The 19,684-nt window shown below is 72.2% G+C and carries 14 protein-coding genes and 1 pseudogene; 9 read left to right on the top strand and 6 right to left on the bottom strand.

Annotated elements, in window-relative coordinates:
* Window positions 1-131 precede the first annotated feature (131 nt).
* The 4 genes from ACIQVT_RS30605 to ACIQVT_RS30590 all read left to right on the top strand — a co-directional run bounded on the left by ACIQVT_RS30605 (window position 132) and on the right by ACIQVT_RS30590 (window position 7,488).
* Complete coding sequence (locus ACIQVT_RS30605) at window positions 132-4,280, top strand: SpoIIE family protein phosphatase (protein WP_403761677.1); 4,149 nt, start codon at window positions 132-134, stop codon at window positions 4,278-4,280.
* Window positions 4,280-4,591 (top strand): STAS domain-containing protein, encoded by a 312-nt coding sequence (locus tag ACIQVT_RS30600; RefSeq protein WP_403761334.1) that lies wholly within the window; start codon window positions 4,280-4,282, stop codon window positions 4,589-4,591. The genes ACIQVT_RS30605 and ACIQVT_RS30600 overlap by 1 nt, the downstream gene beginning before the upstream one ends.
* 112 nt (window positions 4,592-4,703) lie before the next feature.
* A complete protein-coding gene (locus tag ACIQVT_RS30595) occupies window positions 4,704-5,099 on the top strand; it encodes an STAS domain-containing protein (protein ID WP_403761331.1) in 396 nt (131 codons plus the stop codon).
* 157 nt (window positions 5,100-5,256) lie between these two features.
* Window positions 5,257-7,488 (top strand): SpoIIE family protein phosphatase, encoded by a 2,232-nt coding sequence (locus ACIQVT_RS30590; protein WP_403761328.1) that lies wholly within the window; start codon window positions 5,257-5,259, stop codon window positions 7,486-7,488.
* On the opposite strand, the gene ACIQVT_RS30585 is transcribed toward ACIQVT_RS30590, so the two are convergent.
* The 4 genes and pseudogenes from ACIQVT_RS30585 to ACIQVT_RS30570 all read right to left on the bottom strand — a co-directional run bounded on the left by ACIQVT_RS30585 (window position 7,442) and on the right by ACIQVT_RS30570 (window position 10,954).
* The gene (locus tag ACIQVT_RS30585) at window positions 7,442-8,119 is read right to left on the bottom strand and encodes a hypothetical protein (protein WP_403761325.1); all 678 of its coding nucleotides are present in this window, start codon (window positions 8,117-8,119) and stop codon (window positions 7,442-7,444) included. The genes ACIQVT_RS30590 and ACIQVT_RS30585 overlap by 47 nt on opposite strands.
* A gap of 237 nt (window positions 8,120-8,356) precedes the next feature.
* Window positions 8,357-9,037 (bottom strand): annotated as a pseudogene (locus ACIQVT_RS30580) (polysaccharide deacetylase family protein); the annotation flags it as partial.
* An 81-nt stretch (window positions 9,038-9,118) separates the two neighbouring features.
* On the bottom strand, window positions 9,119-9,808 hold the full coding sequence (locus tag ACIQVT_RS30575; RefSeq protein WP_403761322.1) for a glycoside hydrolase family 11 protein: 690 nt from the start codon (window positions 9,806-9,808) through the stop codon (window positions 9,119-9,121).
* Window positions 9,809-10,240: 432 nt separating this feature from the next.
* Window positions 10,241-10,954 (bottom strand): GAF and ANTAR domain-containing protein, encoded by a 714-nt coding sequence (locus ACIQVT_RS30570; RefSeq protein WP_403761319.1) that lies wholly within the window; start codon window positions 10,952-10,954, stop codon window positions 10,241-10,243.
* A 246-nt stretch (window positions 10,955-11,200) separates the two neighbouring features.
* On the opposite strand from ACIQVT_RS30570, the gene ACIQVT_RS30565 reads away from it, so the two are divergent.
* Window positions 11,201-11,635 carry an ATP-binding protein gene (locus tag ACIQVT_RS30565; protein WP_403761317.1) on the top strand — a complete coding sequence of 145 codons (435 nt, stop codon included), beginning with the start codon at window positions 11,201-11,203 and terminating at the stop codon, window positions 11,633-11,635.
* Here ACIQVT_RS30565 and ACIQVT_RS30560 read toward each other — a convergent pair.
* Together ACIQVT_RS30560 and ACIQVT_RS30555 are read right to left on the bottom strand one after the other, a co-directional pair.
* Window positions 11,577-12,932, bottom strand: a complete 1,356-nt coding sequence (locus ACIQVT_RS30560; RefSeq protein ID WP_403761314.1) for an APC family permease — start codon at window positions 12,930-12,932, stop codon at window positions 11,577-11,579. The two genes, ACIQVT_RS30565 and ACIQVT_RS30560, sit on opposite strands and share 59 nt — an antisense overlap.
* An 83-nt stretch (window positions 12,933-13,015) precedes the next feature.
* Entirely contained in the window at window positions 13,016-14,041 is a 1,026-nt protein-coding gene (locus ACIQVT_RS30555; protein WP_403761311.1) for a LacI family DNA-binding transcriptional regulator, read from the bottom strand.
* 152 nt (window positions 14,042-14,193) lie between these two features.
* Here ACIQVT_RS30555 and ACIQVT_RS30550 point away from each other — a divergent pair, with 152 nt between their 5' ends.
* The 4 genes from ACIQVT_RS30550 to ACIQVT_RS30535 are packed head-to-tail and all read left to right on the top strand — an operon-like array spanning window position 14,194 to window position 19,658.
* Window positions 14,194-15,477: an ABC transporter substrate-binding protein gene (locus ACIQVT_RS30550; RefSeq protein WP_403761674.1), complete on the top strand. Its 1,284-nt coding sequence runs from the start codon at window positions 14,194-14,196 to the stop codon at window positions 15,475-15,477.
* A gap of 7 nt (window positions 15,478-15,484) precedes the next feature.
* Window positions 15,485-16,441, top strand: coding sequence for a carbohydrate ABC transporter permease (locus tag ACIQVT_RS30545; protein WP_403761307.1), 957 nt, complete (start codon window positions 15,485-15,487; stop codon window positions 16,439-16,441).
* On the top strand, window positions 16,438-17,256 hold the full coding sequence (locus ACIQVT_RS30540) for a carbohydrate ABC transporter permease (protein WP_403761305.1): 819 nt from the start codon (window positions 16,438-16,440) through the stop codon (window positions 17,254-17,256). Before ACIQVT_RS30545 ends, ACIQVT_RS30540 begins: the two co-directional genes overlap by 4 nt.
* Complete coding sequence (locus ACIQVT_RS30535; protein ID WP_403761301.1) at window positions 17,253-19,658, top strand: beta-glucosidase; 2,406 nt, start codon at window positions 17,253-17,255, stop codon at window positions 19,656-19,658. The genes ACIQVT_RS30540 and ACIQVT_RS30535 overlap by 4 nt, the downstream gene beginning before the upstream one ends.
* Window positions 19,659-19,684: the final 26 nt, after the last annotated feature.

The raw sequence follows: 19,684 nt of genomic DNA, 5'->3' as shown, positions 1-19,684 counted from the left end.
GAGTCGTCATCCACTCGGGTGGCTGCACGGGTGCGGCGCTCGCTGTGGGCAGGCAGGTGCAGGCACGCGGGCCGGGTTCGGCCGCGGGGCGGGCCGTGCGAAGGGACGGGTTTCGCGTGGAGTTTTCGGACATGGCCGGCAACCGTCCACAGACGGCGGCGGCCGACAGTGACGTGTTCGCCGCCGACCGCGAGGTGGGCGCGGACCTGTCCGCCGTGGACTGGGCGGCCACGCCCCTGGGTCCGCCGCGGGACTGGCCGCAGAGTCTCCAGACGGCCGTCAGCATTCTGCTGTCCTCCCGGTTCCCCATGTGGATGGCGTGGGGCGAGCAGCTGACCTTCTTCTGCAACGCCGCCTACCGGCGTGACACGCTCGGCCGCAAGTACCCGTGGGCGCTGGGGCTCCCCGCGAACGAGGTGTGGGCCGAGATCTGGGACGACATCGGCCCGCGCATCGAAGCCGTGCTCCGCACGGGAGAGGCCACCTGGGACGAGGGGCTGCTGCTGTTCCTGGAGCGTTCCGGTTACAGCGAGGAGACGTACCACACCTTCTCCTACAGCCCGCTGCGCGACGACAGCCGCGAGGTCGTGGGCATGCTGTGCGTGGTCAGCGAGGAAACCGACCGGGTGATCGGTGAGCGGCGCATGTCCACGCTGCGGGACCTGGGGTCGGACCCGAGTGTGATCCGGACCGAGCAGGAGGTGCTGGCCTTCGCGGACCGCCAGCTCGACCGCAACCGGAAGGATCTGCCCTTCACCCTGACCTATCTGTTCGACGGCGGGACCGCGCGACTGGCCGGCGCGGCCGGCATCGACGCGGGACACCCGGCCGCCCCGGCCGTCATCGAGCTCGGCGACCCCGCGGGTGTGTGGCCCGTCGAGACGCTGGGCAGGGGCGAGAGCTCCCTGGTGCGGCTGGTCGGTGACGCCTTCGCCGATCTGCCCGCCGGTGACTGGCCCGAACCGCCCGAGCAGGCGCTCGTGGTCCCCCTTCTCCAGCAGGGCAGCTCCCCTTACGGCTTCTGCGTGGCGGCGCTGAACCGCTACCGGATGCTGGACGACAGCTACCGGGGATTCGTGGAGCTGACGGCGGGACACATCGCCTCCGGCATCGGCAGCGCGCGGAGCTACGAGGCGCAGCAGCGGCGGGCCGAGGAACTGGCCGAACTGGACCGCGCGAAGACCGCGTTCTTCTCCAACGTCAGCCACGAGTTCCGCACCCCGCTGGCCCTGATCATGGGACCCGTCGAGGAACTCCGTACCCGGTTCGCCGACGAGCAGGAGGACGTACGCCGGGAACTCGACGTCGTCCACCGCAACGGCCTGCGCCTGGGCAAGCTGGTCAACACGCTCCTGGACTTCTCCCGCATCGAGGCCGGGCGGATGCAGGCCCGCTACGAGCCGGTCGACCTCGCCGTGGTGACCGCCGAGCTGGCCAGCGTCTTCCGTTCGGCCGTGGAACGGGCCGGGCTCGCCTTCGAGGTGGACTGCCCGGTGATGGACGAGCCGGTGTACATCGACCGCGAGCTGTGGGAGAAGGTGATCCTCAACCTGCTGAGCAACGCGCTCAAGTTCACCTTCGACGGCGCGATCCGCGTCGGTGCGCGCCGGGTGGGCACCCACGCCGTGGTCACCATCGCCGACACCGGGATCGGTGTGCCGGCCTCGGAGATGCCCCGGCTGTTCGAGCGGTTCCACCGCATCGAGAACGCCCGCTCCCGCTCCAACGAGGGCAGCGGCATCGGGCTGGCGCTGGTGCAGGAACTCGTCGGGCTGCACGGTGGCACGATCACGGCCGAGAGCACCGAGGGCAGCGGCACCGTCTTCACCGTCCGGGTGCCGTTCGGAACCGCTCATCTGCCGCCCGATTCGGTGGTGTCCGAAGCGGGCGGCGCCGCGGCCTCCGCCGTCGCAGACCCCTACGTCCAGGAGGCCCTGCGCTGGCTGCCGGTCAACGACACCGGCACCGCGGCGGACGCCGGACCGCCGGCCGAGGCGGACCCCCGCGTCGCGGCGTCCGCCGCCAATGCCCGTGTTCTGGTGGCCGACGACAACACCGACATGCGCGAGTACCTCGCACGCATCCTGACCGGAGCGGGATATGAGGTCACCACCGTCACCGACGGCCTCGAAGCCCTCCACTCCGTCCGCCGCGAAACCTTCGACATCATCGTCAGCGACGTGATGATGCCCCGGCTCGACGGGCTGGAACTGGTGGCCCGCCTGCGCGGTGACACCCGTACGGCCTCGGTGCCCGTGCTGCTGCTGTCGGCCAAGGCCGGGCAGGAGGCATCCATCGAAGGGCTACAGGCAGGCGCCGACGACTACCTGGTCAAGCCCTTCGCCGCCGCCGAACTGCTGGCCCGGGTCCGCGCCAACGTCGAACTGGCCCGGCTCCGCACCCATCACCTCCGGTGGCGGACGGCGCTCATCGACTCCCTCCAGGAGGCGTTCTTCGTCTGCGACGAGTCAGGAGCCGTCGTGGAGATCAACACCGCCTTCACCGACATCCTCGGCTACGGCACCGAGGACCTGCCGTACGCACCCATCCACCCGTGGTGGCCCGACGTCTCCCACGATCCCGTCGCCCACCGGCAGGTCGGCGACGCCTTCGCCGACCTGCTCGAACGCCCCAAGGGCTCCTACACGGTCCCCGTCACCCACCGGGACGGCCACCGCCTGTGGGTGACCGCCACCTACAACAAGGCCCAGGACCCCGACACGGGACGCCAGGTCACCGTCGGTACCTTCCGTGATGTCACGGCCGAGCACTACGCCGTGCAGCGGGAAACGGCGCTGGCCGCGGTGAGCACCTCCCTGTCCAGCGCCGCCACGCTGCCCGAGGCGCTCTTCGGTGCCCTCGCCGAACTGAAGTCCCTGTGGCGGGCGCGGAGCGTGGTGGCGGCCGTCTTCGAGCGCGGTGACGTGCCGGTCCTCACGGCCACGGACGAGGACCTGTGCTGGGAGGACCTGCCCGTCGAGCGCCGGGAGTCACTGCTCGCGCTGCGCAGCCGGTCACCGCTCACCCCGGTGGCCGAGGACTCCGGTGCCGGCGTCCTGCTCGAACACCCCGACGGCCCGCTGGCCGTCTGGATCGACCTGGGAGAACACCGGCCCTTCACCTCCGAGGACCAGCTCCTGCTCGCCCTGCTCGCCGGGCACCTCGCCCAGGGCCTGGTCCGGGTGCACCAGATCGACCAGCAGCGGGAGACCGCCATCGCGCTCCAGCGCGCCATCCTCGGCCCGTCCCGGCTCCCCGACGGCTTCGCCGTACGGTACGAGCCCGCCACCCGCCCGCTCGAGGTGGGCGGCGACTGGTACGACACCGTCACCCTGCCGGACGGGCGCATCGGCATCGTCGTCGGCGACTGCGTCGGACGAGGGGTGGAGGCGGCCAGCGTGATGGGGCAGTTGCGCAGTGCCTGCCGCGCGCTGATGCTGCGGGAGGAGAGTCCCGCCGGGACCCTCATGGCGCTCGACCAGTTCGCCGCCAGTGTCCCGGGCGCGCTGTGCACCACGGTGTTCTGCGGCATCCTCGACCCCGGCACCGGAGAGCTGACCTACTCCAGCGCCGGGCACCCGCCGGGGATCCTCGCCCACCCCGACGGCACCACCCGGCTGCTGGACCAAGGGCGTTCCCTGCCCCTGGCCGTCCGGCCGGGCAGGCGGCGCCCCGAGGCCCGGCACACCCTGCCCGCGCGAGCCACGTTGCTGCTGTACACCGACGGGCTCGTCGAACGCCGCCGGCGCTCGCTCAGCAGCGGGATCGACCAGGCCAGCGAGGCCGTGCAGAAGGGTCGGCACGCGCCCGTCGACGACCTCGCCACCGAGGTCATGTCGCGGCTCGCACCGGCCGGCGGCTACGACGACGACGTGGCCCTCCTGCTCTACCGTCACCCGGCACCGCTGGAGATGACGTTCCCGGCCGAGTCCTCCCAACTCGCTCCCGTCCGCAACGCGCTGCGCAGTTGGCTCGACCAGTGCGATCTTCCCCCGCACACCGTGCAGAACGTTCTCGTCGCCGCGGGGGAGGCGTGTGCCAATGCCATCGAACACGGCCACCGGCACACCCCGGGGGAGATCGTGCGGCTGCGCGCCGAGGCCTTCGCCGACAACCTGTGCCTGACGGTCGCCGACAGCGGCCGGTGGAAAGCCCCGCGACCCGAACTCAACGCCCACCGCGGGCGCGGAGTGGGCCTCATGAAGGCCCTGATGCAGCAGGTCACCATCACTCCCGGCCCGTCCGGCACCACCGTCGACATGCAGATGAGGATCGCCTGATGTCCACCTCCCTCACGATCACCTCCGGTCGGCGTCCGGACGGCACTCCTCGTCTGACCGTCAGCGGTGAGATCGACATGAGCAACGCCGGCTCCCTGGCCGACGCGCTGGAGGACAGCTCGGGCGCCCTCGTGGTGGACCTGACCGCGGTGGAATACCTCGACAGCGCCGGGCTGAGCGTCCTCTTCGCCCATGCCGAACGGCTGGAACTGTTCATCACGCCGTTGCTCGAGCCCGTCGTGACCGTCTCGGGCCTCGGCGCTCTGGCCACCGTCCACGGCATCGGCGACCACAGCACGCCGCAGCCGTGACCGGCTCGCCGGCAGCGTCCCTCGGGCACTGTCCGCGCCGTCCCCGGCGCGGGCGAACACGTCACCGCGACGGCGCCCACCACGACAGCGCCCAAGCCCTCGGCAAGGAGTGATGACAGACATGTCCGACCACCTCGACATGACCGTCCGGTCCATCAGCGACCGCGTCGCCGTCGTCGCCGTCACCGGAGACGTGGACCTGCACACGGCGCCCGCTCTGCGCACGTACGCCCTGACCCTCGTCGAGCAGGGTGCCGCCCACCTGGTGCTGGACCTGGCGGGGGTCGACTTCGTCGACTCCACCGGTCTCAGCACCTTCCTCGTCCTCCTGCGGGTGGCCCAGGACGCGGGCGGCTCGCTCCACCTCGCCGATGTCCCCGACCGCCTCATGCGCATGGTGACGATGACGGGCATCTCCGAGTTGCTGCCCGTTCACGCCACCGTCGCCGACGCGCTGACCAGTTCGACCACCGCCGGGGCAGCCGACGGCGCCGATATCCCCGGCTGACCCGGACCACCACGGCACCCTGCCGACGGTTCGACGGCCACGCGCCGGCAGCGCGAGGGTCGCCGGTGCGTACGGCGGCCCTGCCGGGGAGTGGAACGCGGTCGTGCGGGATGATGATCTGTGAAGATTTTGGGAAGTCGGTCGGGGAGGGGGCGACATGACGGCTGAGCGCAGGTGGCGGTCGACCGGCGAGACCGGCCGGTCGGAGGCGGTGCGCGGCACGGACGAGCACCTGTCCGTGCTGTTCGGCACCTCGACCGCGCTGTTCGCGTCCATGGCGGGCCCCGCGCACGTACTGGAGGCGGCCAACCCCGCCTTCTTCTCGGCGATCGGGGGCGGCCGACGCCAGCGCACGGGTGTCCCGCTGGTGCAGCTCATGCCCGAACTGACCGCCCAGGGGTTCATCGCGCTGCTGGACCAGGTGTACCGGTCGGGGGAGCGCCATGTCGGCCGGGACGCCCGGGTGGTCCTCGGTGTCGGCGACGAAGCCCGTGAGGCCTTCTTCGACTTCACCTACGAGGCCCGCCGCGACGCCGGCGGCAACATCATCGGGGTGCGGATGATCGGCGTGGAGACCACCCAGGTCAAACACGCCCGCCGACTCGCCGCCGAGCAGCGCGCGCTGCTCGAACAGATCGCCCGCCAGGCGCCGTTGCCGGACGTGCTGGACGGCATGTGCAGGACGATCGAGGAGCTGTCGCCCGAGGTGATCGTCTCGGTGCTGCTGGCCGACGCGGACGGCCGTCACCTGCGCCACGGTGCGGCTCCCAGCCTGCCCGAGTTCTACAACCGGGCCATCGACGGCATCGCCACCGGTGAAGGCGTGGGCTCCTGCGGTACCGCCGCGCACCGGCGCCGGAACGTCATCGTCACCGACATCGCCGACGACCCCCTGTGGGACGACTTCCGCGACCTCGCCGGTCAGGCGGGGCTCGCCGCCTGCTGGTCCACGCCGATCCTCGCCCCCGACGGCCGCCTCCTGGGCACCTTCGCGATGTACCACCGCGTACCCCGCTCCCCCCAGGACACCGACCTCGCGCTCGCCCGTGTCTTCGCCGACACCGCCGCCCTCGCCATCGAACGCCACCAGGCCGAACAGGCCCGGCAGGCGGCGAACGCGCGCGAGAAGGCCGCCCGCGACGACCTCGCCTTCCTGCTCGCCGCCAGCACTTCACTGGCCGGCCGGCTGGACGAGAAGCAGACGCTGCACCGCCTCGCCACTCTCGCCGCCCCGGCGCTGGCACCACTGGCCGCGGTCGATCTGGCGGAAGCCGGACGCGTGCACCGGGTGGCGACCGTCGCCCCGACCGACCGGGCGCGCGCGATGCTCGCCTCCCACACCCCGTCCCGGAACGCCGAGGACGACGCCGTCGCCCGCGTCCTTGCCTCCGGCGTGACGGAAGTGGCACGCCGTACCCCGACCGGGCCCGGCCCCTGGCACGAGCTGGGCGTCACGGGCTACGTCTGCGTGCCGCTCCTGGACCGCGGGCAGCCCTTCGGCACCCTGACCCTGCTGTCCACGGACGGGCGCCCCTTCGACGGACACCGCGTCGCCCTCGCCGAGGAACTGGCGCGCCGCGCCGCCTCGGCCGCCCGCAACGCCCGCCAGTACACCCAGCGCGCCGCCCTCGCCCGCGACCTCCAGACCGGCCTGCTGCTGCCCGACCTCCCCGACGTGCCCGGCGCCCGGCTCGCCGCCTTCTACCACCCGGCCGGCGAAGGGCTGGACATCGGCGGGGACTTCTACGACGTCTTCCCCCGCGCCGACGGCAGCTGGGCCTTCATCCTCGGCGACGTCTGCGGACGCGGAGCCCTCGCCGCCACCACCACCGCCCTGGTACGCCACACCGCCCGCGCCGTCACCTCGCTCCTCGACGATCCCGTCGACGTCGTCGCAGCCGTCGACAAGGCGCTGAACGACCGCTACGCCCAGCAGAACACCGGCTTCGTGACCCTCGTCTACGGCCATCTCGTGCCGGCCGCCGAAGGACTCGACATCCGTCTCGTCCGCGCGGGCCACACCCCGCCCCTGCTGTTGAGCGCCGGCCACACGGTCGACACGGTCGAGGCGTCCGGCGGGCTGCTCGGCATCGGTATACCGCCGAGGCTCACTGCCCGCCGTCTCACCCTCCGGCCCGGGGAGAGCCTGCTGCTCTACACGGACGGCATCACCGAATGCCGCGCCGGCGGCACCGAACAGTACGGGGAGGGGCGACTGGCCGAAGCCCTGGCCTCCGCCCCACGCCGACCCACCGCGGACGACGTCATCCGCGCCGTGACGGAAGGCGTCCGGGCCTTCACGGCGGGCCGGGAGGTGGACGACGACCAGGCCGCTCTGGTGATCAGCGCCGACGAGCCGACGCCGTACCGCGACCGAACGCCGGGGTGACGCGTGCCGCGCTGCGGTATGCGCTGATGCCCAGGGCCAGCAGCCAGTAGCTGAGGACGGCGCCCATCAGGGCCGTCGTGCCCCAGCCGTTCGCCGCGTAGAAGAACGAGGGGTCGTTGCCGAAGAACAGCGACGGCACGAAGGCCAGGTTGAGGCCGGCCAGGACGTACGCCGAACGGCCCGTCCAGCGCGGCAGCAGCCGGGTACGGGAGACGGCCTGGCCGAGCGCGGCGAGGAAGAGCGCGAGCATGAGCCGGGAGATCGTCCCGTAGAGGATGTAGGTGCCGCTGACCTCGATGGTCGGGTCCACGGGGTGGTCGGCGGCGATGACCGCGCCTGCTTCGAGGCCCATCGAGACCAGGGTGACCGTGGCGTACACCAGGCCTGTGGCGAACGTGAGGGAGCCGGCCCACGCGTGGGCCGGGCCGACCCGTTGGACCAGTTCCCGGAAGGCGGTCACGAACACCACCAGGCAGGCGAGCGCGATGATCCCGACGAGCAGCCGGGAGAGGACGTTGGCGTCCGGCGGCGGCCCGTCGTAGAGGAAGTACAGCGGTACCTGGACGATGAGGGCGACCGCGGCGACGACGGCGGTGAGGCCGGTCAGGCGCCGGGCGAGTGCTTCGGACATGGGATCCCCCGAGTGGTCGGCATGGCAGGTTCGGACGCCGGCGGCGGCGAGCGGCCGCGCGCCTGCGCCGGTCCTTCGAAGCCTGCCGGTCCCGGGCCGCGCGGTCCCTGGACCTGGACACCCGACCGGGGGTGGTCCGGGCACCACCCCCGTGGGTGTACTTGCGTCCACGGACGGAGCCCCGCCGGTGGACACCGGCACGGCGGGGCTCCGTCGGATCGGGCGGGGGCGTGGTCAGGGGGCCACGGCCCGACCGGTCTGCGGGGAGATCCGGCCCGCGCACAGGCCCTTGCCCGTCAGGGTCTGCGCGATGCGCGGGATCGCGGCGAGGGTGTTGGCGGGCCACTCGTGCATGAGGATGATCTGGCCGTTGCCCAGCCGGGACACGGCCTGCACGATCGCGTCGGTGCTCGCGCCGTTCCAGTCCTGCGAGTCGACGTCCCAGATGACCTGCGTCAGGCCGTACTTGGCCTCGACCGCCTGGAGCGTGGCGTTGGTCTCGCCGTAGGGCGGACGGAACAGCTTCGGCGTGCCGCCGCCGGCCGCGGCGATCGCCTGCTGGGTGCGGGACACCTCGGAGTCGATCTGGGCCTGGCTCTGCTGGGTGAGGTGGGGGTGGGTGTAGCTGTGGTTGCCGATCCACATCCCGGCGGCTGCCTCGGCCCGGACCTGGGCCGGGTAGGCGGCGGCGTACTGGCCCTCGTTGAACAGGGTGGCCCGCAGCCCGTTCTGCCGCAGGGCGTTGAGCAGGGCGGGGGTCTGGGCGTTGGACGGGCCGTCGTCGAAGGTGAGTCCGACGTATCCGGCGCAGCCGGCGGCGTGCGCCGGAGCGCTGTCGACGGTGGCGGTGACGGTGCCGGCCACGGCGGTCGCGACGACGGCCAGCACGGTCAGCAGGGGGCGGGGTGCGGCGCGCATGCGGGTGGGTCCTCCTCGTGGGGGGCGGAGTGCGGTGGTGCGCGTGCGGTGGGGACGGACGGGGCGTGGGGACGGGGGAGTTCAGCCGCTCACCGTGAGGTTGGAGTTGCCGCTGCTCTGGTATCCCTCGGAGGCGAGGATCATGTAGTAGCTGAAGCTGCCCAGCCGCATGCCGTAGCGCGCCCAGGCGTCGAAGTGGTTGCCGGTGGTGATGGTGCCGCCGGTCCGCTTCGACTGCCGCACGCTCCAGTACTGGTCGAAGGTCCTGGTGCCCTCCACGGAGGGGGCGTTGTACCGGGTCGTCCGGTAGATGTCGTAGGTGCCGCCGTCGCTGGTGACCGTGCCCTGGTAGTTGCCGGTGGGCCGGTAGGTGCCCCAGTTGTCGACGATGTAGTACTCCACGAGCGGGTTCGAGGTCCATCCGTACAGCGACAGGTAGCCGTTGCCGTACGGGTTGAAGCTGCCCGAGTACTGCACGTTCCTGCGCCCGCCGTTGGCCCAGCCCTTGCCCGCGACGAAGTTCCCGCAGTTCGTCCACGAGGTGCTGTAGTTGCCGCCGGAGCCGAGGGTCATGGAGACCGACCCGCCGCCGTCGGTCCAGAACGAGTAGTAGAAGCCGTTGTTGGTGCCGGTCTGGTTGGTGGTGATCGTCGTGGCCGCGTGGGCGGTGGCGGGCAGCAGCAGCCCGGACGCGGACGTGGCGAGTGCCACCGCGCCGGCGCGGTTGAGGAAGCCCCTGCGGCTCATGGGGCGGTCGAAGGCGTTGTCCATGGGATGTCTCCTTCTGCGTACTGGGACGCGTTGCATGGCATGGACGCGTCAAATAGAGCGGCCCGTCCGTCCGGTAGCGGAAAAGGCTGGGGGAGGGCTCGAATGCTGGAGAGTATGCGCCCGGCCCGAAACGGCGGTCAATCCGTCCGTTTACGAAACTTCATCGAAACTTCGGAGGCGTATGCCGGGGCCTCACAGCGGGAGGATCGTCGTCGCTCGAGGTGGGCGAGGAGCACCAAAACGCTCGTCATGGACCGATCTTGCTGGGTCGGCGTCATCCGAGGGAGGCATTGGAGAGGGCGTGAGCGCGGTTGCGGCCGACCGGTTCCGGGTCGCCTGCGGCGGGGAGAGGTCATCTGATGAGACGCAACACTCGACGAAAGGAGCGAATGTTTCGGAAACAGCCGGGTGCCCCCGGCCCCGAGCCCGCGACTACGGTGAGCCGGGGTGTTCGTGCAGGATGTCCCGGGTGATGTCGGCCAGTGACCTGCCCGTGCGGAAGGCCTCGGCGCGCATGAGGGCGAGGGCGTCCTCGGGCGTCAGTTGCCGGGTGGCCACCAGGGCGCCGACGGCGCGCGCCGTGTCGAACCAGTGCGCGCGCACGACGTCGGCCGGTTCCCAGGCCGGGGCCCGGTCCCCGGTGAGGATCAGGTCCCTGGTGGGCAGGAGGGCCGCCGCCACCGCGTCGGCCACGGCGGACGCCCGCTCCAGCTCCTCCTCGTCGAGGGCGTGGGGGCGCAGCGCGAGCAGGTCGATGGAGCCCAGGACGTAGTCGCCGAAGAAGACGGGCAGCGCGTAGAGCGACTCCACCTCCGGCAGCCTCTCCGCCATGGCGGCACCGAACAGCGGCCAGGGCGTCACCGTGTCGCGCAGTTCGTCCACCGCCACGGGCTCGCCAAGGTGCGCCGCGGTGATGCACGGCCCCTCCAGCAGCGTGAACTGGATCTCCTCCAGCACCAGCGCCGTGTCGTTCGAGGCGGCGAGCAACTGGCGCGAGGGTGTGTCGGTGAGCAGCGACAAGGTGGCGCCGTCCAGCCCGAGCCCCTCCGACACCGCCGCGCACACCCGCCGGGGGACCTCCGTCAGGGGCGCGCCGTCCGCGGCCTCCGCGACCATCCGCGCCGCCTTCGTCGCGTCCGGTGTCATCGCGGCCTCCGCGGTTCGGGGCGTCGGGGGCGCGGGGCGTGGAGAGCAGGCCGTGCGGCGCGCTCCGCGGCGGCGGCGGGGCGGGGGCACCGGCGGCGCGACGGGGGCGCCGGCTGACGAGGGCAGACCATGTCCAGGGAGTACCCGGCCCGGCCGCCGGCACGCCGTGGCGGTACCGGGCCGGTATGCGGGTAGCCGGTAGGCCGACAGACAGAGACCGCCGAGTCGGCACAGACAAGGAAGATCGTGGACAAACGTTCGCTTCGCGCGGTGGGCTGGGCACGCTCGCTGCCGCTCAACAGCCAGGTCAAGACGGCACGTGACTGGGCGCGGTCCCACCTCGACGAGCTGGGCTGGACGGAATCCGCCCCCGACACGGCGGACGACGTACTGCTGGTCGTGTCCGAGCTGGTCACCAACGCCCAGATCCACGCGCACAGCAGCTCTCAGCTGGTGATGTCCTGGGACAGCGAGTGCCTGCACATCGCGGTGCACGACACGTCCCCCGAGCTGCCGTCGCCCCGGCAGCCCGACACCCTCCAGCAGGGCGGGCGGGGCATCCTCCTCATGAACGCCCTCGCGGAGAGCTGGGAGGCACGGCCCTGCCCGCACGGCAAGACCGTCATCGCGTGCTTCCGGCCGCCTTCTCCCGTGGACGCCGGGCCCCGCGCAGAGCGGTGAGCGCGGCGAGCAGCGCGCCGACGGCCAGCACCACCAGTCCCCGCAGCCACACCCGCCCCTCGATCTGGGTGGCGAGCAGGACGCAGGAGGCCGCGCCCAGCACGGGCAGGACGGTCGGCGTCCGGAAGTGCCGCTCCGCGCCCGGGTCACGGCGCAGGACGAGCACGGCGACGTTGACCATGAGGAAGACCACGAGCAGCAGCAGGACCAGGGTCGACGCCAGCGTGGCGACACTGCCGGTCAGCGCGAGGACCATCGCCGGGACGGTGGTGGCCGCGATCGCGACCCACGGGGTGCGGCGGCCCGGCAGGACCGTGGTCAGGGCGCCGGGGAGCAGCCCGTCGCGGGCCATGCCGAAGGCGAGTCGGGAGGCCATGATCCCGGTCAGGAGGGCGCCGTTGGCGACGGCGACGAGGGCGATGGCGCTGAACAGGCGGACGGGGACGCCGCCCGCCGCCTTGACGACCTCCAGCAGCGGTCCGCTGGAGGCGACGAGCCGGCCGGTCGGTACCGCCGCGGACGCGGCGACGCCCACCAGGACGTAGACGGCGCCGGCGGTCGCCAGGGCGCCGAACAGGGCCCGGGGGTAGGAGCGGCGGGGATCGCGGGTCTCCTCGGCGACGTTCACGGAGGTCTCGAAGCCCACGAACGAGTAGTAGGCCAGGACCGAGCCGCTGAGGAGGGCGGTCGCGGCGCCCTTGTCGGCGGTGCCGAGCCGGGTCAGGCGGCCGGGGTCGCCGTCGCCGCGCAGCAGCAGCCAGGCGCCGAGGGCCACGATCAGCACCAGCCCGCCGACCTCGATGACGGTGGCGACGGCATTCGCCCGGGTCGACTCCTTGATGCCGCGCGCGTTGAGCAGGGCGAGCAGGGCGAGGAACACCACGGCGACCAGGCCCACGGGCAGGGAGACGAAGGCGGACAGGTAGTCGCCGCCGAAGCCGCGGGCCAGGGCGGCGACGGAGACGATGCCGGCGGCCAGCATGCAGAATCCGGCCAGGAAACCGGCGAACGGGCCGAACGCCCGGGTGGCGTAGTGGGCGGCGCCGCCCGCCCGGGGGTACTTCGTCGCCAGCTCGGCGTACGAGGACGCGGTCAGCATCGCCAGTACGAGGGCGACGAGCAGCGGTGCCCACACGGCTCCGCCCACGTCGCCGGCGATCTGGCCGACCAGGACGTACACACCGGCGCCCAGGACGTCGCCGAGGATGAAGAAGTACAGCAGGGGTGTGGTGAGGGCCTGCTTGAGGCCGGGGCCGCCCGGGGTGGTCTCGGGCGCCTGTTCTCTCGCTATCGACATGTCGATCCGTGTCCCCGCCGACACGCGAACCACGCCTGTCTCCCGCGCACCGGTCGGGTCCGCGCCCCTCCCGGCGTGCCCGTTCAGCCGGGCGGGGGCGGCGCGGCGGTGCTCTGCCGCACCACCAGACGCGTGGCCAGTTCGATGCGCAGGGCGGCCTTGTGGGGGTCTGCGGGCCGCAGCAGCATCCGCGCCGCCTCCTCGGCCATGCGCCGCAGCGGCTGCTGCACGGTGGTGAGCGGCGGGCTCGACCAGCGGGCCGGGGGTACGTCGTCGTACCCGACCACCGACAGCTCCCGCGGCACGCTCAGGCCCAGGATCCGGGCGGCCTCCAGGACGCCCAGGGCCTGTAGGTCGCTGCCGGCGAAGATCGCGGTGGGGCGGTCCGGGCGGCGCAGCAGGTCCAGGGCGTGTTCGTAGCCGCCCTGGACGTGGAAGTCGCCGAAGCGCACCAGCCGGGGGTCCGGTTCCAGTCCGGCCATGGCCAGGGCCGAGCGGTACCCGTCCAGCCGGGCCAGCGAGCACATCAGGTCCTCCGGGCCGGTGATGATGGCGACGCGTTCGTGTCCCTGGTCGGTGAGGTGACGGGTGGCGGCCAGGCCGCCGGCCCAGTTGGCCGAGCCGACGGAGGGCACGTCGGGGTCGGGATCGCCGGCCGGGTCCACGACGACGAACGGGATGGCCCGGGACCGCAGCCGCCGCTTCACGGCCTCCGGCACGGTGGAGAACACCAGCAGCACCCCCAGGGGCCGGCGGCGCAGCACCCCCTCGATCCACTCGGGTCCGGGCGCCTGCCGGGTGCCGCTCTCGGTGAGCGCGACGGTCGCGCCGCTGCGCTGGGCGACGTTCTCCACGCCCCGGATCAGCTCCATCGCCCACACGCTCTCCAGCTCGTGGAAGACGATCTCGATGAGCGGCGCCGGCGGGGGGCCCGGGGTGCGCCGGCGGTAGCCGTGGGCGTCGAGGAGGCGCTCGACCTTGTCCCGGGTCGCGGGGGAGACATCCGAACGACCGTTGAGGACTTTCGAAACTGTCGGAAGGGAGACTCCGGCCTCCCTGGCCACGGCTGCCAGGGTCACTCTCCGGCCGACCTCGTCTTCTTCGCCCATGGCCGCAGCATAGGGCATGGCGCCGGATAACGGTTTGGCCGCGTGCGTGCACGACCGTTGACCGATTCTCCGCTCTGCTCCTACTGTCCAGCCGCAGGACTTTCGGCTTTGGTGTCGAAACTTTCGAAAGGCGGACGACCATGCGTACACGGATGCCCCGGGTGCTCACCGGCGGCGCGACGCTCGCTCTGGTGGCGAGCCTCGCCGCCTGCGGGAACAGCGGGGGAGGCTCCTCGGACGACGGCAGGATCCACGTGCTGGTCTACGGGGACGCCAGCAACAAGGTGGAGAAGCGGATCGTCGACACCTTCAACCGGACGTCCGACGTCAAAGCCGTCCTCGACACCATTCCCGGCGCCGACTACCAGCAGAAGCTCCAGACGATCATCAACACCCCGCAGGCGCCGGACGTCTTCTTCAACTGGGGTGGCGGCAGCATCCAGCCGTTCGTCAAGGCCGGGCTGCTCATGCCGCTGGACGACTTCGTGAAGAAGGACCCGAACCTGGACGACAAGTTCCTGCCCGCCGTCTACAACAGCGCCGTCGTCGACGGCAAGCCCTACGGCATCCCGATGCGCGGCACCCAGCCGGTCCTGCTCTTCCACAACAAGGACGTCCTCGACAAGGCCGGCGTGGCACGGCCCCAGACCTGGAACCAGCTGGTCGACGCCGTCGCGAAGCTCAAGTCCCGGGGTGTCACCCCCATCGCCCTCGGCGGCGGCGACCAGTGGCCGACGCTGATGTGGTTCGAGTACGTCTACGACCGCGTCGCCGGTCCGGGACTGTTCCAGAAGGCTCTGGACGGCGACAAGGACGCCTGGGCAAGCGCGGACAGCCGCAAGGCGCTCGGCATGCTCCGGCAGCTCGTCGACGCCGGCGCCTTCGGCAAGAACTACGACTCCGTGAAGTACACCAACGGCGCCTCGCCCGCACTGGTGGCCCAGGGCAAGGCCGGCTTCGAGCTGATGGGCTCCTGGTACTACGCGCAACAGCAGCAGGACGCCAAGGACTTCGCCGCCGACGGTCTCGGCTACACCGCGTTCCCGGCCGTCCCCGGCGGCAAGGGCGACCCGTCCGACGTCGTCGGCAACACCAACAACTTCTACTCGGTGCTGAAGAAGACCAAGCACCCCGACGCGGTCGCCCGGTTCCTGAAGCTGATGTACTCCGACCAGTTCGTCAAGGCCCAGCTGGCCATAGGCAACCTGCCGACCACCACGAACACCCCGCGGTTCCTGGGCACATCGGCCAGCCCCGCCTACTCCCGCTTCCAGTACGGCCTCGTCGCCAAGGCCAAGTCCTTCCAGCTCTCGTGGGACCAGGCCTACCCGCCGTCGGCCATGACACCCATCCACCAGGCCGTCCAGCAGTTCTTCGACGGGCAGCTCGACACCGACGGCTTCATCAAGGCCATGCAGGCCCTCCCGGCCGAGTGAACCGCCCATGACCACACAGACCACCAGCGCCCCGCCCGCCGCCCCGGCCCCCGGAAAGGCCCGGCGGCGGGCGGAGACCCCCTACACCGCCCGGGGCACGCGCCCCGGCTTCCTCTGGGCCCTGCCCGCCACCCTGTTCTTCACCTGCTTCGCCATCCTGCCGCTGATCATGGTGGCGGTGCTGTCCTTCATGAGCTGGAACGGCCTGGGCTCACCGCGGTTCGTCGGGACCGACAACTGGCGGCGCATCCTCGACGACCCCGTCATGGTCAAGAGCATCTGGCTCACCCTGCTGCTCACCGCCCTCGGCGTGGCCCTCCAGACCCCGCTGAGCATCGTGCTCGGCGTCTGGGCCGCCGGACACCAGCGCAACCGCGCCCTCCTCTCGGCGATCTACTTCGTCCCGCTGCTGCTGTCGTCGACCGCGGTGTCGGTGCTCTGGCGCGCGCTGCTCGACCCCAACTTCGGCATCCCCGCGCGGATGACGTGGCTGTTCGGCGACGGCAACCTGTTCGGTGAGCAGTCCTCGGCCATCGGCGTGCTGGCCTTCGTCAGCACCTGGCAGTTCACCCCGTTCCACACGCTGATCTACCAGGGCGCCGCCCGTGCCGTCCCGCAGGTGCTGTACCAGGCGGCGGCGATCGACGGCGCGGGCCGCTACCGGCGGTTCTTCCACATCACCCTGCCGCAGCTGCGCACCTCGGTGATCACCTCGATGATCCTGATGATCGTCGGCGGGCTGACCACCTTCGAGACCGTGCTCATCCTCACCCAGGGCGGACCGGGCACCGACACCACCATCAGCGCCTACTACATGTATCAGAAGGCCTTCAAGGGCTTCGACTTCGGCGCCGGTTCGGCCATCGCCCTCTGCCTGGTCCTGGCCGCCACGGTCGTCTCGCTGATCGTCGTCCGCGTCTCCGGCTACGACAAGATGCGCAGCTCCATGGAGGGAGTGTCATGAGGAGCCGCCCCAACTACCCGGCCGGCGCCGGCTCGCTCGTCTGGCTCGTCCTGGTGGGCCTGCCGCTCTACGTGATGCTCGCCGCCACCCTGCGCACCCGCGAGGACTACGCCGAGCATGGCCCCCTCTCCCTCCCGCGCGACCTCACCCTGGACAACTACACCGGCGCCTTCGACTCCGGCTTCGGCCGGTACTTCCTCAACACCGTCGTCGTCACCGTCTGCGTCGTCGGCGTGGTCCTGCTGCTCGTGCCGCCCCTGGCGTACGCCATCGTCCGCAGCCGGGGCCGCGTCACCTCGCAGATCTTCCGGCTGTTCCTGCTGGGCCTCGCCATCCCCGCCCAGGCCGTCATCGTCCCGATGTTCTACCTGATCAGCGAGGCCGGCCTGTATGACAACCTGCTCGGGATCATCCTGCCCACCGCCGCGTTCTGCCTGCCGATGTCGGCCCTCATCCTCAGCGGCGCCATGCGGGACATCAGCCCCGAGCTGTTCGAGGCCATGACGATGGACGGGGCGAGCCCCGTGCGGATGTTCTTCCAGCTCGTCGTCCCGCTCTCGCGCGGCGGGCTCTCCACGATCGTGGTGTTCTCCGCGCTCCAGGCGTGGAACGGCTTCCTGTTCCCGCTCGTCCTGACCCAGTCCGACTCCACCAAGGTGATCACGCTGGGTCTGTACAACTTCCAGACCGAACACGGCATCGACATCCCCGGTCTGCTGGGCGCCGTGACGCTGTCCATGGTGCCCGTCCTGCTCGTCTACCTGTTCGCCCGCCGGGCCCTCGTCCAGGGCCTGATGGGCATGGGAGGAAAGTGACCGCCAACGTGGCCGTAGAGACCACCCCCGAAGTCCCCCTCTGGAACGACCCGGCCCAGGACACCGGCGCCCGGGTGTCCGCGCTGATCGCCGCGATGACCGTCGAGGAGAAGATCGCCCAGCTGTACGGCGTGTGGGTCGGCGCGTCCGACGAGGGCGCCGAAGTCGCCCCGCACCAGAACGACATGGACGACGCGGTCGACCTCGACGCCCTCCTGCCGGCCGGTCTGGGCCAGCTCACCCGCCCCTTCGGCACGGCACCCGTCGACCCGGCCCTCGGCGCGCTCTCCCTGGCGCGCACCCAGCGGCGGATCACCGCCGCCAACCGGTTCGGCATCCCCGCCCTGGCGCACGAGGAGTGCCTGGCCGGCTTCGCCACCTGGGGCGCCACCGCCTACCCCGTCCCGCTGTCCTGGGGCGCCACCTTCGACCCCGGCCTGATCCGCCGGATGGCCGCCGCCATCGGCCGCGACATGCGCTCCGTCGGCGTCCACCAGGGCCTCGCGCCCGTCCTCGACGTGGTCCGCGACGCCCGCTGGGGCCGCGTGGAGGAGACCATCGGCGAGGACCCCTACCTGGTCGGCAGCATCGGCACCGCCTACGTCCAAGGGCTGCGGTCCGCGGGCGTCGTCGCCACCCTGAAGCACTTCGCCGGCTACTCGGCCTCCCGCGCCGGCCGCAACCTCGCCCCCGTCGGCATGGGTCCGCGCGAGCGGGCGGACGTCGTCCTGCCGCCGTTCGAGATGGCCGTGCGCGAGGGCGGCGCCGACTCCGTCATGCACGCCTACACCGACACCGACGGCATGCCCTCCGCGGCCGACGAGGACCTCCTCACCGGGCTGCTGCGCGACACCTGGGGCTTCGACGGCACGGTCGTCGCCGACTACTTCGGCATCGCCTTCCTCCGGACCCTGCACGGCGTCGCCGGCGACTGGGCCGAGGCGGCGGCGACGGCGCTGCGGGCGGGCGTCGACGTGGAGCTGCCCACCGTCAAGACGTTCGGCGCGCCCCTCGCCGAAGCCGTCGCCGCGGGCCGGATCCCGGAGTCGCTCATCGACCGCGCCCTGCGCCGGGTGCTCACCCAGAAGGCCCGCCTCGGCCTGCTCGACGCCGGCTGGGACCCAGTCCCGGCCGCCCTGCGGGGCGCCGACCTCGACGACCCGGACGCGTTGCGCGGCAGCGTCGCCCTGGACACCGCCGAGAACCGGGAACTGGCCCGCGCCGTCGCCGAACAGGCCGTCGTCCTGCTGGCCAACGACGGCACCCTGCCCCTGGACCGGCCCCGCCGCATCGCCCTGATCGGCCCCAACGCCACCGAGCCCACGGCCGTACTGGGCTGCTACTCCTTCCCCCAGCACGTCGGCGTGCACCACCCGGGGACACCGGCCGGCATCGACCTGCCCACCTTGGAGGACGCCCTGCGCCGCGAGTTCCCCGGCGCGGAGCTCACCGTGGCCCGGGGCACCGGCGTCGACGACGGTGACGTCTCCGGGATCCCCGGCGCCGTCCGCGCCGCGCGCGCGGCCGACGTGGCCGTCGTCGCCCTGGGCGACCGCGCCGGGCTGTTCGGCCGGGGCACCAGCGGCGAGGGCTGCGACGCCGAGTCCCTGGTCCTGCCCGGCGCCCAGCAGCAACTGCTCGACGCGCTGCTGGACAGCGGCACACCGGTCGTGGCGGTCCTGCTCGCCGGCCGGCCCTACGCCCTCGGCCGCGCCGTGGACGAGGCCGCCGCGCTCGTGCAGTCCTTCTTTCCCGGCGCGGAGGGCACCACCGCCATCGCCGGTGTCCTCAGCGGCCGCACCGATCCGTCCGGACGGCTGCCGGTCGGCGTGCCCCGCGCTACGGGCGGCCAGCCCGCCACCTACCTCGGCGCCCGGCTCGCCCAGGCCGGCGACGTCTCCAGCATCGACCCCTCCCCGGCCTTCGCCTTCGGGCACGGACTGTCCTACACCTCCTTCGAGTTCGGCGGCCTGACGGTCGAGCGGGCGGAGGCGGACACCGCCGGCGAGTTCGTCCTCGGCCTCACGGTGCGCAACACGGGGGAGCGGCCCGGCACCGAGACCGTCCAGCTGTACCTGCACGACCCGGTCGCCTCCGTGGTCCAGCCGGTGCAGCGGCTCATCGGGTACACCCGGGTCCCGCTCGCCCCGGGCGAGACCCGCCGGCTGCGCGTGACCGTCCCGGCCGACCTGGCCTCCTTCACGGGCCGCGACGGGCGGCGGGTGGTCGAACCCGGCGAGCTGAGCCTGCGTCTGGCGGCATCCAGCAGCGACGTCCGGCTGACCGCGACGGTCACCCTGACCGGCGCGGCACGTCACGTGGACCACCGCCGCCGGTTCCACGCGCACTTCGCCGAGGACGCGGCCGGCCGGTCGGTACCGGAGCCGCACGCCGCGGCCTGACCGCCACCGCCCCATGGCCCGCCCGA

Origin of the sequence: Streptomyces sp. NPDC100445, assembly GCF_044759735.1 — a bacterium.
Taxonomy (GTDB): Bacteria; Actinomycetota; Actinomycetes; order Streptomycetales; family Streptomycetaceae; genus Streptomyces.
The sequence above is the reverse complement of the archived record's forward strand: the minus strand, read 5'-3'. Positions and strand labels throughout refer to the sequence as shown.

Excerpts from the sequence above, each read along its gene's own strand:
- ACIQVT_RS30575 (WP_403761322.1), bottom strand. The coding sequence starts at position 9,808 with ATGGACAACGCCTTCGACCGCCCCATGAGCCGCAGGGGCTTCCTCAAC.
- ACIQVT_RS30555 (WP_403761311.1), bottom strand. The coding sequence starts at position 14,041 with ATGGGCGAAGAAGACGAGGTCGGCCGGAGAGTGACCCTGGCAGCCGTG.
- ACIQVT_RS30560 (WP_403761314.1), bottom strand. The coding sequence starts at position 12,932 with ATGTCGATAGCGAGAGAACAGGCGCCCGAGACCACCCCGGGCGGCCCC.
- ACIQVT_RS30600 (WP_403761334.1), top strand. The coding sequence starts at position 4,280 with ATGTCCACCTCCCTCACGATCACCTCCGGTCGGCGTCCGGACGGCACT.
- ACIQVT_RS30545 (WP_403761307.1), top strand. The coding sequence starts at position 15,485 with ATGACCACACAGACCACCAGCGCCCCGCCCGCCGCCCCGGCCCCCGGA.
- ACIQVT_RS30540 (WP_403761305.1), top strand. The coding sequence starts at position 16,438 with ATGAGGAGCCGCCCCAACTACCCGGCCGGCGCCGGCTCGCTCGTCTGG.
- ACIQVT_RS30550 (WP_403761674.1), top strand. The coding sequence starts at position 14,194 with ATGCCCCGGGTGCTCACCGGCGGCGCGACGCTCGCTCTGGTGGCGAGC.
- ACIQVT_RS30585 (WP_403761325.1), bottom strand. The coding sequence starts at position 8,119 with ATGTCCGAAGCACTCGCCCGGCGCCTGACCGGCCTCACCGCCGTCGTC.
- ACIQVT_RS30590 (WP_403761328.1), top strand. The coding sequence starts at position 5,257 with ATGACGGCTGAGCGCAGGTGGCGGTCGACCGGCGAGACCGGCCGGTCG.
- ACIQVT_RS30605 (WP_403761677.1), top strand. The coding sequence starts at position 132 with ATGGCCGGCAACCGTCCACAGACGGCGGCGGCCGACAGTGACGTGTTC.
- ACIQVT_RS30595 (WP_403761331.1), top strand. The coding sequence starts at position 4,704 with ATGACAGACATGTCCGACCACCTCGACATGACCGTCCGGTCCATCAGC.
- ACIQVT_RS30570 (WP_403761319.1), bottom strand. The coding sequence starts at position 10,954 with ATGACACCGGACGCGACGAAGGCGGCGCGGATGGTCGCGGAGGCCGCG.